Source organism: Tepidiforma sp., assembly GCF_026419595.1.
In the GTDB taxonomy this organism is placed as follows: domain Bacteria; phylum Chloroflexota; class Dehalococcoidia; order Tepidiformales; family Tepidiformaceae; genus Tepidiforma.
In genome coordinates this window covers 55,109-68,306 of the sequence record NZ_JANZZD010000003.1, presented here as the reverse complement: position 1 = coordinate 68,306, position 13,198 = coordinate 55,109, and the positions used below count along the sequence as shown (strand labels likewise).

Annotated in this window: 13 protein-coding genes and 1 tRNA gene; 7 read left to right on the top strand and 7 right to left on the bottom strand. The window is 69.7% G+C overall.

From position 1 onward, the window contains the following. The 5 genes from N2041_RS02710 to N2041_RS02690 all read right to left on the bottom strand — a co-directional run bounded on the left by N2041_RS02710 (position 1) and on the right by N2041_RS02690 (position 4,471). Entirely contained in the window at positions 1-645 is a 645-nt protein-coding gene (locus tag N2041_RS02710; RefSeq protein ID WP_297675562.1) for a 2Fe-2S iron-sulfur cluster-binding protein, read from the bottom strand. Further along, positions 642-2,084, bottom strand: coding sequence for an NADH-ubiquinone oxidoreductase-F iron-sulfur binding region domain-containing protein (locus N2041_RS02705; protein ID WP_297675705.1), 1,443 nt, complete (start codon positions 2,082-2,084; stop codon positions 642-644). Before N2041_RS02705 ends, N2041_RS02710 begins: the two co-directional genes overlap by 4 nt. A gap of 37 nt (positions 2,085-2,121) precedes the next feature. Beyond that, positions 2,122-2,541: a hypothetical protein gene (locus tag N2041_RS02700; protein WP_297675560.1), complete on the bottom strand. Its 420-nt coding sequence runs from the start codon at positions 2,539-2,541 to the stop codon at positions 2,122-2,124. 122 nt (positions 2,542-2,663) lie between these two features. After that, entirely contained in the window at positions 2,664-3,563 is a 900-nt protein-coding gene (locus N2041_RS02695; RefSeq protein ID WP_297675558.1) for an NAD-dependent epimerase/dehydratase family protein, read from the bottom strand. After that, complete coding sequence (locus N2041_RS02690) at positions 3,560-4,471, bottom strand: MerR family transcriptional regulator (RefSeq protein ID WP_297675555.1); 912 nt, start codon at positions 4,469-4,471, stop codon at positions 3,560-3,562. The genes N2041_RS02695 and N2041_RS02690 overlap by 4 nt, the downstream gene beginning before the upstream one ends. A gap of 65 nt (positions 4,472-4,536) precedes the next feature. Between N2041_RS02690 and N2041_RS02685 the strand changes: the two genes are divergently transcribed. The 3 genes from N2041_RS02685 to N2041_RS02675 all read left to right on the top strand — a co-directional run bounded on the left by N2041_RS02685 (position 4,537) and on the right by N2041_RS02675 (position 6,826). Beyond that, a complete protein-coding gene (locus N2041_RS02685) occupies positions 4,537-6,009 on the top strand; it encodes an NAD(P)/FAD-dependent oxidoreductase (RefSeq protein ID WP_297675553.1) in 1,473 nt (490 codons plus the stop codon). Further along, a complete protein-coding gene (locus tag N2041_RS02680) occupies positions 6,006-6,464 on the top strand; it encodes an SRPBCC family protein (protein ID WP_297675551.1) in 459 nt (152 codons plus the stop codon). The genes N2041_RS02685 and N2041_RS02680 overlap by 4 nt, the downstream gene beginning before the upstream one ends. A gap of 71 nt (positions 6,465-6,535) precedes the next feature. Next, on the top strand, positions 6,536-6,826 hold the full coding sequence (locus N2041_RS02675; RefSeq protein WP_297675549.1) for a hypothetical protein: 291 nt from the start codon (positions 6,536-6,538) through the stop codon (positions 6,824-6,826). On the opposite strand, the gene N2041_RS02670 is transcribed toward N2041_RS02675, so the two are convergent. Beyond that, on the bottom strand, positions 6,777-7,670 hold the full coding sequence (locus N2041_RS02670) for a formyltetrahydrofolate deformylase (RefSeq protein ID WP_297675547.1): 894 nt from the start codon (positions 7,668-7,670) through the stop codon (positions 6,777-6,779). The two genes, N2041_RS02675 and N2041_RS02670, sit on opposite strands and share 50 nt — an antisense overlap. 253 nt (positions 7,671-7,923) lie before the next feature. Here N2041_RS02670 and N2041_RS02665 point away from each other — a divergent pair, with 253 nt between their 5' ends. From N2041_RS02665 to N2041_RS02650, 4 genes are all read left to right on the top strand, one after another. Continuing rightward, entirely contained in the window at positions 7,924-9,630 is a 1,707-nt protein-coding gene (locus N2041_RS02665; protein ID WP_297675544.1) for a peptide ABC transporter substrate-binding protein, read from the top strand. An 80-nt stretch (positions 9,631-9,710) separates the two neighbouring features. Beyond that, positions 9,711-10,658, top strand: coding sequence for an ABC transporter permease (locus tag N2041_RS02660; RefSeq protein ID WP_297675541.1), 948 nt, complete (start codon positions 9,711-9,713; stop codon positions 10,656-10,658). Positions 10,659-10,683: 25 nt separating this feature from the next. Then, on the top strand, positions 10,684-11,655 hold the full coding sequence (locus N2041_RS02655; protein ID WP_297675539.1) for an ABC transporter permease: 972 nt from the start codon (positions 10,684-10,686) through the stop codon (positions 11,653-11,655). A gap of 64 nt (positions 11,656-11,719) precedes the next feature. Further along, a tRNA-Ala gene (locus tag N2041_RS02650) sits at positions 11,720-11,795 on the top strand. A 100-nt stretch (positions 11,796-11,895) separates the two neighbouring features. On the opposite strand, the gene miaB is transcribed toward N2041_RS02650, so the two are convergent. Beyond that, the gene (gene miaB / locus N2041_RS02645; protein WP_297675537.1) at positions 11,896-13,188 is read right to left on the bottom strand and encodes a tRNA (N6-isopentenyl adenosine(37)-C2)-methylthiotransferase MiaB; all 1,293 of its coding nucleotides are present in this window, start codon (positions 13,186-13,188) and stop codon (positions 11,896-11,898) included. Positions 13,189-13,198 lie beyond the last annotated feature (10 nt).

The window sequence follows — 13,198 nt, the reverse complement described above, 5'->3', positions numbered from 1 at the left end:
TCACCCCTCCGTCGCGCGTTCGAAACGAACCCCGTCCCGCGAAGACGGGGCCGGGCGAAGCGCGTGGGTCGGGCAGGCAGCGACACACGACCCGCAGGCCGTGCAGATGGACGCCGCGAATGCAACGCCCGCGCCCGGTGTCACCCGCGCATGCGTGCCCGTACCGGCGATGCCGATCGCCCCGATGTGCTGGAGCCCCTGGCAGGCCGCCACGCACCGCCCGCAGAGGATGCACGCCTGCTCATCGAAGTGGAAAAACGGGCTGCTCGTGTCGAACGTGTCGCGGGCGCGCCGCGGGTAGGCCGGCTGCTCCAGGCCGTGCTCGCCGTAGGCGGCCCAGAGCTCGGCGCTTCGCGGGCCGCCCTCCACGTCGGGCCGGGGCCCGTGCATCCGCGCGGTCAGCCGGAGCACTGCCCGCCGAAGCCGAACGGCCCGCTCGCTCGCCGTCAGCACCTCCTCGACCCCGGCGGCAGGCGTGTGGCAGGCAGCGACGACACGGCCGTCCGCCTCCACGAGGCACGTCCGGCAGGCGCCGATGGCCGGCAGATTGTCGTCCTTGCACAGGTGCGGGAGGCTGATGCCGAGCGCCAGCACCGCATCGAGGATCGTCCCGGCCGGTTCGACCTCCTGCCCGTCGACTCTCATCGGAACACCTCCGGCCAGAACGCGAGCGCCGAGCGGACAGGGCCGGTCGCCATCTGCCCGAGCCCGCAGAGCGAGGCCGCCTGCACGACCTCGGCCAGCTCGTCGATGTCCGACGTTTCACCCGCGGAAAGCTGTTCGAACAGGAGCGGCGCACCTTCGCGGCACGGCGTGCACTTGCCGCACGACTGCTCGGCGTTGAACGCGGCCATCGTCAGCGCCGCGCGGCGGATGTCGCCCGGTGCTTCGAGGACGACGACGCCGCCCGCCCCGAGCATCGCCCCCGTCGGGTGGTAGCGCCCGGGCAAAGTCGCCACGTCCGCCATCGCCGCCGGCAGGAACCCTCCCGAGGGGCCGCCGCACAACAGCGCCGTCCGCTCGGCCGGCGGCGCGCCCGCCTCCTCCAGGACGTCGGACAGGCGCGTGCCGAGCGCCACCTCGTAGATACCCGGCCGCGCGACCCGGCCACTCAGCGAGAGGAGGCGCGTCCCCGGCGCCTCCGAAGTCCCGAACGAACGAAACGCCGCGGCGCCCTGCCGAAAGATGACGCTCACCGACGCGAACGTCTCGACGTTGTTCACGACCGTCGGCATGCCGAACAGCCCGGCATCGACCGGCAGCGGGGGCCGCGGCCGCGGCACGGCCCGCCTCCCCTCGATGGCGTTGAGCAGCACGGTCTCCTCGCCGAGCACATAGCCGCCGGCGCCGCGGTAGACGAGCACCTGCCCGGCGACCGGCGAGTCGGCGAGCGCGCGTTCGAACGCCTCCGCCGCAGGGTCGGCCGAGCCGTTGATGAACGCGATCGTGACCGCCGGGCGGAGCACCTCCATCGCGATCGCCAGCCCTTCGACGACCCGCTCCGGCCGGAGGCAGAGCAGCGCCCGGTCTTTGAAGACGCCCGGCTCGCCCTCTTCACCATTCATCACGAGCGCCAACGGCGCACCGTGGCGCAGCGCTGCTCGCCACTTCGCCGCTGCGGGGAAGTACGCGCCGCCGCGCCCGCGCAGCCCGGAAGCCGCGAGCTCTTCGAGGGCTGCCTGCGGCCCGAGGGACCGGGCGCGCTCGAACCCGGCCCACCCGCATTCCCATGACGCGAGCAGCGGCCCGGCCCGGCGAACCATGTCCGGAGGGAACGGCCGCTCGTCACCGCTCGCCGGCGGGGCGAAGCACGTGAAGAGACATCCAGCCGGCAGTGTCGGTTCGCGCCAGCCCGGCTGGATGGCGCACGCTACCCCCGCACAGCCCCGCGCGGGGAGGCCCGGTTCGAAGCGGAACTCATGCTGGGAGGTCGCCGCCTCCCACGCTTCAGCTGCCGGGATGCGCAGCTCCCGGGCAATTCCTTCGACCGTCTCAGGATCGAGATAGCCCCGCTCCCGGTGCGCGGCCGCCAGCATCGGCAGGAGCCGGGCACGCCGGGGCAGCGGGAAGGTGGTCGCAGGCATCACGGCCGGGATCGTACGCGCCCGGGGCAGCGGCCCGCTACGCCCTCCGGCCGGCGAGCGCCGGGTTGCCCTGCATCGCAGTGGGGAGGACGGTCTTTCGCGCCGGCTTCAGCGGCTCCTTGCAGGCGGCGACCAGCGTCCGGTCGACGATGTCGCTGATGCCGCGGGCGCGCGCCTCGGCCCGCACGAGCGCGACCGTCGCCGAAATCGTGGCTTCGACGCCGGGCCACGGCTCGCAGCGGATGACGCGGAGGTGGCGGGACGACTCGTTCCATTCGACGACGAGCCGCGGGTGCGAGCCGGGCCCTGCGCAGTACCTCGTGTAGCCGCCCAGGTATTCGTGCGTGATGTGAAGCCCGCGGGCCGAGGGGTCGATGCCCGCCCGGTGAAGCCCTTCCCAGAGCTCCCCGAGAGCCAGGAGAAGCCTGAACGCTACGTCGGAGGTGTCAGCGCGCAATGGTCGTCCCGTGCGGATAGGGTGTCGTCCGCGGCCCCCGCGGTGCCGCAGCCCGATTCTACGCGATCTCCGCCGGGTCCATGCAAGCGGTGGATGCCTGCTATAGATGGCACCCCTGATTGTCAACGCTTCAGGTACGTCGCGAGCCCTTCCTCGAGCGGCGTCAGGCGGAGCCCGAACACCTCCTGCAGCGCCGAGGTATCGGCGATGCCGTCCATCGTGATGAAATCGATGGCGCCGGGCGTCAGCGGCCGGCCCGGAGCGTACTGCACGACGCTCGCGACCAGTTTCATGAGCGGTTTCGGCGAATGCAGGAGGAACCGCCGCTTGCCCGCCACCCGAAGGGCGGTCTTGATGACCTCGTCCATGGTCATCACCGCCGGGCCGCCGATTTCGAAAACGCGGCCCCGCGCCTCGGGCTTTTCGAGCGCTGCGACGACGTGCGCCGCGAGGTCGTTGATGAAGAGCGGCGTGATCCGCGTCTTGCCGTTCCCGATGACCGGCACGAACGGGAGGAACTTCGCGAAGCCGAGGAACCGGTTCAGCGAGACGTCGCGCGGGCCGTAGATCCAGCTCGGCCGGAAGACGACGTACGGCACGCCGGACGCCGCGATGTGCTGCTCCTCCTGCCACTTGAAGCGGAGCCAGTGGTAGGCCGCGTGCTCGGCCGCGCCGACGCCGCTGAGCCCGATGAAGAGCGGCGTGCCGGCGGCTTTCGCCGCGTCGACGAGGTTGCGGGTCCCGCCGAGGTCGATCCGTTCGAAGGTGTAGCCCTTCTTCGGGTTCTCGATGGGCGAATTCGGGAACTGGACGGCATCGACGACGGCATCAGCGCCCGCGAGCAGCGCCGGGAGCGTCGCGGGGGCCATGACGTCGACCGAGACCCATTGCGCCCGGCTGTCGATCGGGTCCTTCTCCGGCCGCGAGCGCGAGCCCACGACCACCTGGTGGCCAGCGTCGAGCAGGGCCGTCGTGATGGCCCGCCCCAGCAAACCGGTCCCGCCTGCAACGGCAACTTTCATACCGCACCTCCTGTGCGAGAACGTCCGAGTTCGTTGACGAGGGCGACGGCATCGAGCAGCCGCGGCCCGCCGTAATGCGCCGTCGGCGCTTCGATGCGGAGCGACGGCTCGGCATCGAACGCGCCGCCCCCGTAGACGACCGACGTCAGCGGCGCCGTCTCGGCGAGCGCCCGCACGACACCCGGCAGGTGCCGCGCCCCGTCGGCCGTGCCGGCGTTCACCGCCAGCACCTCCGGCTGCGCGTCTTCGACCGTGCGGATGAGCGCGTCGTCGGGCACGTCCTGCCCGAGGTAGATCGTCCGCAGCCCCTGGAAACGGAGCATGACCGCCAGCATGAGCAACCCGATTTCGTGGTGCTCGCCCTCCAGACAGGCCAGCACCACCGTCGGCGCCCCCGGCAGCGGCTGCACCTGCCGGCTCAGCTGGTCGAGCCGCGCCCGGACGAAGTTCGACGCGAAATGCTCCTGGGCGACGGTGATCCGCTGCTCGTGCCACGCGGTGCCAATGTCCCGCATCAAGGGAACTACGACGCGTTCGAAGGCCGTCATCAGGTCGAGCGTGTCGAAGAGCTCGGCCCACGCCGCCGCAGCCCGGGGCTCGTCGAAGGCGAGGAGCGCATCGGAAAGCTCGGTGGTGAGGAGCGCGATGCGCGGCCCCGAGCCCTCGCCGGGCGTGGACGCTTCGAGGAGCACCAGTTCCGCCGCCCGCGCGAGCGGCACCCCCTGCTGCGAGAGTTCCTGCATCCGCCGAATCATCGCGATGTCCGCCTCCGAGTAGGTGCGCTGCTGGCCGCCCGTCCGGCTCGGCCGCGGCACCCCGTACCGCCGCTCCCACGCGCGGAGGGCGTGCGCGCTCACCCCGGTGAGCGCTTCCACCTGCGCGATGCGGTAGATGCCGGGCGTCTTCATGCCTTCCATCCTTGCGCAGGCCCGGCCGTTTGTCAAACTCCTGTCGAACTCCCTACGATGGAGGCGTGGTCCAGCAGCAGGAGTTCGACCTCGCCGTCATCGGCAGCGGCTTCGGCGGCCTCGTCGCCGCCGCACTCGCTGCGAAGGCCGGCGCGAAGACCGTCCTCTTCGAGCGGCACACGCGCCCCGGCGGCTGTGCCGGCGATTTCGCGCTCGAAGGGTTCTGGTTCCCGGCCGGCGCAACCGTCGTGACCGGCCTGGAACCCGGCGGCATCCTTCGACAGGTCTTCGACATCCTCGACGTTCACATCGAAAGTTCGCCTCTCGACCCCTCGATCGTGTTCCACCTGCCCGACCGGACCGTGCCGTATCTCGCCGACCACGATGCCTGGGCGGACGAGTTCGCGCGGAGCTTCCCCGGCGCGCCGGCCGGCTACCGCCGCTTCTGGCGCTGGGTCCGCCTCGTCGGCGGCGAGGTCTACCGCATCGGCAGCGCGCTGCCGTCCTTTCCGCTCGAACGGCCCGCCGACGTCCGCCGCTCGCTGCGCGCCGTTCGGCCGTCGCTCGCGCTCGCTGCGCCGTGGCTGTTCTCAACGGTCGGACGGGTCAAGCAGCTCCTCGGCGCCCGCGGGTCGGCGGAGGCGGACGCCCTCATCGATGCGCTCCTGCTCGACGCGACTGGAGCCACTGCCAGCGAATGCTCTGCCGTGCAGGGCGCCATCGCGCTCGACCTCTACCGGCGCGGCTGCCAGTGGGTCGATGGCGGGACCGGCGCGCTCGCGATGCGGCTCGTCCGCGCGGTCCGCAGCCTCGGCGGCGAGGTCCGGTTCGCCGCCGGCATCGCGGGCCTGGTCCGGGAGCACGCAGCCTGGACGCTCGTCCTCGACTCGGGCGAGCGCGTGACCGCCCGGGCCGTCGTCGCCAACGTGCCTCCTGCCGGCCTCGACCTCCTCCTCGGGCGGCCGCCGCGCCTTCCAAAACCGGGCGAAGCATGGGGCGCCTTCGTCCTGCACCTGGGCATCGACGCGGCCGGCCTGCCGCAGCTCCACCCGTTCCACCAGGTCGTCGCCGAGACGGCCGACCTCGACCGGCCCGGCGCGAACGCGCTCGTTTCCATCTACCCCGGCCGCGGCGCGCGGGCCAATCGCTGGAGCATCTCGGTATCGACGCACGTCCAGCCCGCGGAGTTCGCGGTGCCGCCCGCGGAAGCGTGCCAGCGACGCGCCCGGCTGGAGCAGCAGCTGCTCGCCGCCGTCCGCCGCGTCATCCCCGACGTCGATCGTCGCGTGCAGCTGCTCCGCTCGGCGACCCCGGCGACCTACCAGCGGTTTACCGGGCGGCCGGGCGGTTTCGTCGGCGGCCTCCGACAGGTGCCGTCGGTGGTCGCCCTGCGCGCGCCGTCGCACCGGGCCGCGCGGGGGCTCTGGCTCGCTGGCGACCACACGTTCCCGGGCCAGGGCACCGTCGGCACGGCCCTGTCTGGCATCAACGCCGCCCGCGACGCTCTCGAATTCCTCGGCAAGGAGCCGCCGCTGTGACCATCCTCCGTGTCCGCTCGTTCATCCCCGCCTCGCCGGAGGACCTGTTCAGGTTCCACGCCGACGTCCGGAACCTCGGCCGCATCAGCCCGCCGTTCCCGCCCTTCCGCCTTCTTTCGGAGCCGGCCCCTGCACGGGAAGGCGACCTCCAGATCTTCCGCCTCGGCTGGGGTCGGCTCGGCGTGACCTGGGTCGCCCGCATCACCCGCGTCGTCGAAGGCCGCCTCATCGAAGACGTGCAGGAGCGGGGCCCGTTCCGGCGGTGGCGCCACCAGCACCGCTTCCTCCCGGCACCCGGCGGCGCCTGGCTCGAGGACGCGGTGGCGTTCCGCCTCCTGCCAACGCCGGCCGGGGAGTTCCTCGAGTGGCTCCTCGTCCGCCCGGCGCTCCTGCCGATGTTCTGGTGGCGGCACCGCCGGACACGCAACCTGCTGGAAACCCGCCCGGAATCTTGACACTCGGCAGAACCGTTATCGCCGTCCCGGTGGTAGGCTGAGCATCCGCAGCCCCCAGGGAGGAGCGACCCATGTCCGTCTGCGCCATCTGCCAGGCCGAAGGCCAGCCGCCCCGTCACGTCACCAACCCCGTCGGCCTGCTGACGTCACGCTTCGACATCCTCGCGACCGCCACCCACCGCTACGGCGACATCGACGGCGAGACCCACGCCCTCGTCCCGGTCTGCCCGGAACACGTGGTCGATGTCTACCGGGGCCGCATCCCCGGGGTTCGGATGGCGTGGCGGCTGGGCCCGAACGACGAACCGGGCGCTACGGGCGTCCGCGCAGGTCGCGCAGCAGGGTCCGCATCCCGGGCTTGAACACCACCTTCCCGTCGAGCACCACGATCTCCCCGTTCAGATAGAGCTGCACGGCGCGGCTCAGGACCACCCCTTCGAGCGCCCGCCCCTTCCGCCGCACGTCCTCGACCGTGTCGACGCCGACGTCGATGTGGAAGACGTCCTGGAGGATGATCGGCCCGGCGTCCAGCTCCTCCGTCACGAAGTGGGCCGTACACCCCGTCACCCGGACGCCGTCCTCCCACGCGCGGCGGTACGGATTCGCACCGGGGAAATAGGGCAGCAGCGACGGGTGGATGTTGATGATGCGGCCCGCATACGGCTGCACCACCGCGCCCGTGAGAATCTGCATGTAGCGCGCCAGCACCACGAGGTCGGCGCGGTAGTGGCCCAGCCGCTCCAGCAGGAACGCCTCGTGCGCCGCCTTGTCGTCGCTCGGGTGCCACTCGAACGGGATGCCGGCCGCCTCCGCCACCGGGCGCAGCGTCTCGTGGTTCGAAAGCACGCACACGAGGTCGCCCCGCAGGTCGCCGGCCCGCCAGTCCGCGATGAGCTGGTCGAGGCAGTGCGGCTCCTTCGAAACGAGCACCGCCACCCGCTGCCGCTGCCGTTCGCTGTGCAGCGTCACACGGATTTCCATCCCGATCTCGCGGCCGATGGTGAGCAGCCCCGTCACGAGTTCGTCGAGCGTCACCGTCGCCTCGGTGATGTCGATCAGCATGTCCATCAGGAACTGGCCCTGGACGACCCGCTGCTCGATGTCCTCGATGTTGATGCTGCGCTCGGCGAGGTAGGTGCTGATGCGCGCGACCACACCTTTCTGGTCGCGCCCCTGCACGTGAACGATGGCGAGGATGCGGCTCACTCGGTACTCCGCGCTGCTGAGTGCCTTCAGGATAGGCCCGCCTTCGCCACCCGGCGAGCGCCTGCGCATCCGGGCGCGGCCCGAGAGCGTACCCTCGGCAAGGCCAGCGCCTCGGCCCAGGGGAGGAGGTGGGCGAGCGCACATTGCGAATCAGTGACGTCCCGCGCATCCGGGTAAAGATTCATTGACACAAAAGAAACCCGGGAGCACCTTACCGTCCGGTCAATCGAGAAAGAGGAGGGAACCACGACCGATGACCAAACGTTACTGGCGCATGCTGCTCAGCATGCTCGCCATCGTTGCCGTGGCGGCGGCAGCCGTCGCCTGCGGCGACGATGACGACAACGGCGGCTCCGGCGGGTCCGGGGGCGCGACCGCAACCAGCCCCAGCGGCGGCTCCGCCAAGCCGTCCGGCACCATCACCATCGGCGCGACCCAGTTCGAAACCTGGGATCCGCACTTCTCCGACTTCGCGCAGGACATCACCCACTTCGTGTACGTCTGGCGCGGCCTGTACCACCTCGACGTCAACGACCACCCGCAGCCGGCCATGGCAGACGGCCAGCCCCAGGTCTCGAGCGACGGCAAAACCTACACGGTCAAGCTCAAGAAAGACCTGAAGTGGTCGGACGGCCAGCCGTTGACGGCGGAGGACTTCGTCCTCGGCATCCAGCGGACCTGCAACCCGGACGTTGCCGGCCACTACCAGTACATCCTGACGAACATCGTCGGCTGCGACGACTACTACAACGCCGCCGACAAGTCGGCTGCCGAGAAGGAAGAGCTGCGCAAGAAGGTCGGCGTCCGCGCGGTCGACCCGCTGACGCTCGAGGTCAAGATCCAGGAGCCGCAGCCCACCTTCCCGATCCTGCTCGCCCTGTGGCCCACCTTCCCGGCGCCGAAGCACAAGCTCGCCAGCGTCGACGCCCCGTGGCCGGGCCCCATGGAAAACGTTTACAACGGCCCCTTCATGCCGAGCGCTTACACCGAGAAGGCGAGCATGGAGCTCAAGCCGAATCCGAACTGGGTGGGCACGCCGGTCGGTGTCGAAAAGGTCGTCCTCAAGTACGTCGATGACCCGGCCGTCCTCAACAACGCCTACCGCACCGGCGAAGTCGACGCCACCGTCGCGAACAAGCCGGAGCTCGACAAGCTGAAGACCGAATTCGCCAAGGAGCTCCAGCTCTACCCGGCGACCCGCACCATCGGCCTCGAGTTCAACGTCACGAAGTCCCCGGTCGACAAGCCCGAGGTGCGCTTGGCCCTTTCGCAGGCGACGGACCGCGCGACCCTCGTGAAGGTCGTCTTCAAGGACGCCAACACGCCCACCACCAGCTGGGTCCCGCCGGCCCGCAACGGCCTCAAGGGCGGCGAGTACGACTCCATCCTCGGCTTCAACCCGACCAAGGCGAAGGAGAACCTCGCCAAGGCCGGCTACCCGAACGGCCAGGGCTTCCCGCAGCTCACTCTGCTCCTCGTCGACACCCAGACGAACAAGCTCCTCGGCGAGTTCCTCCAGGCCGAGTGGAAGAAGCACCTCGGCATCGACATCAAGCTCGAGTTCGTCGACTCGAAGACCCGCTCCTCCCGGTTCAACAGCTCCGACTTCCAGCTCGTCACCGGCGGCTGGCAGGAAGACTACCCGGACCCGGAGAACTGGTTCCTCGGCCTCTGGGAGACCGGCGCTTCGCTCAACAAGACGAAGACGAGCGTCCCGGCCCTCGACCAGGTCATCGAGAAGGCGAAGTTCAACACGAACGACGAGCAGCGCCGCCAGCTCTACCGCGACGCGGAGAAGATCCTCCTCCAGGAAGCGAACGGCGTGGCGCCGCTCTGGCACACCCTCGCGGCCTTCCTCGTGAAGCCGCACATCTCCGGCATGGTGGAGAACAAGCGGCCAGGCGATACCTTCGTCCCGGGCGACTGGTACATCGAGCTCTGGAAGACCTCGAAGAAGTAGCCGGCGCCGAAGCCTGACGACCACGGCGGCGGCGGGGAGCCCGTTCGACTCCCCGCCGCCGCTCAACCAAGGAACCCGCCATGCTCGCCTACACCGTCCGGCGCGTCCTGGCCATGATCCCGCTCATCGTGGCCATCGCCACCATCACCTTCGTCCTCATGCACGCCGTCGAAGGCGGCCCGTTCGATAGCGATAAGCCGTTGCCACCGGCGACGCTCGAGAACCTCAAGAAACGGTACGGCCTCGACGACCCCCTGCCCGTCCAGTACCTCAACTACCTCAAGAACCTCGCCCAGTTCGATTTCGGCATCTCCATCGCCAACAACCGCAACATCACCGACATCATCCGCGAGCGGATGGGCGTCTCGATCCAGCTCGGCATCGCGACCTTCCTGTTCGCCACGGTCCTGGGCCTCGGGCTGGGCATCTTCTCGTCGCTCAACCAGAACGGCATCGGCGACTACGCGGGCGTCTTCATCGCAACCATCGGCGCCGCGATGCCCTCCATCGTCCTCGCGCCGATTCTCACGATCGTCTTCGCCGTGAAGCTGGGCTGGTTCAACGTCCTCAGCTCCGACTACGGTTTCACGGACTGGTTCCGGGGCGACTTCAGCAACTGGCGGCAGGTGGTCCTCCCGACGGTCGCGCTCGGCTTCCTGCCGATGGCGTTCATCGCGCGCATCACCCGCGCCTCCATGCTCGAAGTCCTCCGGCAGGATTATGTCCGCACCGCGCGGGCGAAGGGCCTCGCCGAGTTCGCCGTCGTCATCCGCCACGCCGCGCGGAACGCCATGATCCCGGTTCTCACCGTGCTCGGGCCGATCTTCGCCGGCCTCATCACCGGCTCCCTCGTCATCGAAACGCTCTTCGCCATCCCCGGCCTCGGGCGCGAATTCGTCCGCTCCGTCCTCATCCGGGATTACGGGCTCATCATGGGCGTCACCGTCTTCTATGCTGTCGTCATCGCGTTCATGAACCTCGTCGTCGACCTGCTCTACGGGTTCGCCGACCCCCGCATCCGCTACTGACACCCCATCCGCCAGGACCAGCCACGTGGCCGCCACCGATCAGCCAATCGCTCAGCCCTACGACTTCCTCGAACAGCAGTTCCACACGAAGCAGCGCGGCCTCTGGGCCCAGGCGTGGCAGCGGCTGCTGCGGAATCGCCTCGCGGTTGCTGCGGGCGTCATCCTTCTCGTCATCCTCACGGTGTCGCTCGCGGCCGACTTCAGCCGCACCGTCCAGCGCTACGACCCGACCGTTCCCGACTTCCAGGCGACCGAGCAGAACCCGAGCCGGGACCACTGGCTCGGCACCGATACGCTCGGGCGCGACCTCTGGGCGCGGCTCCTGCAGGGGACGCTCTTCTCGCTCAAGATCGGCCTCGGCACGCAGGTCATCGTGCTCCTCATCGGCGTCACCATCGGCATGGCCGCCGCCCTCGCCGGCCGCTACAGCGACACCATCCTCATGTGGCTGACCGACCTGGCCTATGCCTTCCCCGACCTCCTCGCGATCATCCTGCTCCGGCAGGTCCTCCTCGGCCGGGACTGGCCGATCATCGGCGAAGGCGACCCGCAAATTCCCGGCTTCAACGGCGTCCTGCTCGTTACCGTGATCGCGATCTCGTTCGTCAGCTGGACGACCGTCGCCCGCCTCGTCCGCGGCCAGATGCTCTCCATCAAAGAGCAGGATTATGTCGCTGCGGCCCGCGCGATGGGCGCCAGCCCGTGGCGGGTCGTCCGCGTCCACATGCTCCCGAACACGCTCAGCGCGGTCATCGTCTCGGCGACCTTCGGCATTCCGCTCGCGATCTTCGCCGAGGCCACGCTCGGCTTCATCGGCCTCGGCGTGCCGCCGCCGAACGCCTCGCTCGGCTCCCTCATCGGCTCCGGCCTCGATTCCATCCAGGTCCACCCGGTCCAGCTCATCTGGCCGACCCTCATGGTCGCGACCCTCATGCTCTGCTTCACCTTCCTCGGCGACGGGCTGCGCGACGCCCTCGACCCGCGCACCCGCCACTGACCGCGGCCGCCGAACGTTTGGCGCAGAACGCGCCCTGCTGGTAGCATGATGGCGAGACAAGGGCGGGGCTGTAGCTCAATCGGGAGAGCGCAACACTGGCAGTGTTGAGGTAAGGGGTTCGAATCCCCTCAGCTCCACCAGCTTTCTCACGACCCCGCATTCGAACACTTCGAGGCCGCCCCTCACAGGGCGGCCTCGCTGTTCCGTGTCCTGATTGACCGGAGATGTTCTGAAAAACCCTCAGACGAGCGCGAGGGCATCCACCGGCAGGCCCCGCAGCGAGAACGGCCCTGCGTGCTCGATGCGAACCTGCACCATCTCGCCGATCCGGGCCGGCGCATCGAGGTGCGTGAGCTTCCCGGTGCGCGTCCGGCCGAACGGCTGCCCGTTCCGGATGCCTTCGACCAGGATCTCCTGCACGGTGCCGACGTAGGCACGGTTCAGCTCCTCGGCGATGCGCGCCTCGAGCTGCTCGACCCGGTGCAGCCGCTCCGACTTCACCGCCGCCGGGACGTCGTCCGGCAGCTTCCGCCACGCGATCGTCCCGGGCCGCGGCGAGTAGGCAGCCACGTGCACCTTGTCGAACCGGACTTCCTCGAGCAGCGACAGCGTCTGCTCGAAGTCCTGCTCCGTCTCGCCCGGGTAGCCCACGATGACATCCGTGGTGATGCCGGCGCCCGGCATCAGCTCGCGCACCTCGCGGATCTTCTCGAGGTACTCCGCCCGGGTGTAGCCCCGGCGCATCGATTCGAGCACGGCATCCGACCCGGCCTGGACCGGGAGCGAAAAGCACTCCATCACCTTCGGCAGCTCGGCTACCGCCTCGAGAATCCGGCGGGTCATGTCCTTCGGGTACGACGTGAGGAAGCGGATGCGCTCCAGCCGTTCCAGCTGCGAGAGCTCCCGCATGAGGTCGCCGAGGTCCGGCTGCCCCGGGAGGTCGTGCCCGTACGCCTCGACCGTCTGCCCCAGCAGCGTCACCTCGCGCACTCCGTGGACGGTGAGGTAGGCCACCTCCCGGACGATTTCATCGATCGGCCGGCTGCGCTCCCGGCCGCGACGGTACGGCACGATGCAGTAGGTGCAGAACTTGTTGCAGCCGTGCACGACCGGCACGTACGCCGTCGGCCCCTCCGGCACCGCATACGTCCGCGGCCAGAACTCGCCGCCGAGGTCTTCCGCCGGCTCTTCGACGAGCGCCATGATCGGCTCGAACTGCTGCGGCCGGGCGAATACGTCGACCTGCGGGAACCGCTTTTCCAGCTCGTCGGTCTTGAGGCCGACCATGCAGCCCATCAGCGCGACTTTGATGTCCGGGCGCTCCGCCTTCAGCTGCCGGATGCGGCCCAGCTTGGAATACGCGCGGTCTTCCGCGTGCTGGCGGACGCTGCAGGTATTCAGGACGATCAGGTCGGCCCGCTCCATCCGGTCGACCTGCCGCAAGCCGAGGCGCAGGAAGCCGGCAGCCAGCTTCTCGCTGTCCGCCTTGTTCATCTGGCAGCCGACCGTCCACAGATAGAAGCGCTGCGCCATGGGCCCGTCG

Coding starts and splice junctions, on each gene's coding strand:
- N2041_RS02710 (WP_297675562.1), bottom strand. CDS start 645: ATGAGAGTCGACGGGCAGGAGGTCGAACCGGCCGGGACGATCCTCGAT.
- N2041_RS02705 (WP_297675705.1), bottom strand. CDS start 2,084: ATGCCTGCGACCACCTTCCCGCTGCCCCGGCGTGCCCGGCTCCTGCCG.
- N2041_RS02695 (WP_297675558.1), bottom strand. CDS start 3,563: ATGAAAGTTGCCGTTGCAGGCGGGACCGGTTTGCTGGGGCGGGCCATC.
- N2041_RS02690 (WP_297675555.1), bottom strand. CDS start 4,471: ATGAAGACGCCCGGCATCTACCGCATCGCGCAGGTGGAAGCGCTCACC.
- N2041_RS02675 (WP_297675549.1), top strand. CDS start 6,536: ATGTCCGTCTGCGCCATCTGCCAGGCCGAAGGCCAGCCGCCCCGTCAC.
- N2041_RS02665 (WP_297675544.1), top strand. CDS start 7,924: ATGACCAAACGTTACTGGCGCATGCTGCTCAGCATGCTCGCCATCGTT.
- N2041_RS02660 (WP_297675541.1), top strand. CDS start 9,711: ATGCTCGCCTACACCGTCCGGCGCGTCCTGGCCATGATCCCGCTCATC.
- miaB (WP_297675537.1), bottom strand. CDS start 13,188: ATGGCGCAGCGCTTCTATCTGTGGACGGTCGGCTGCCAGATGAACAAG.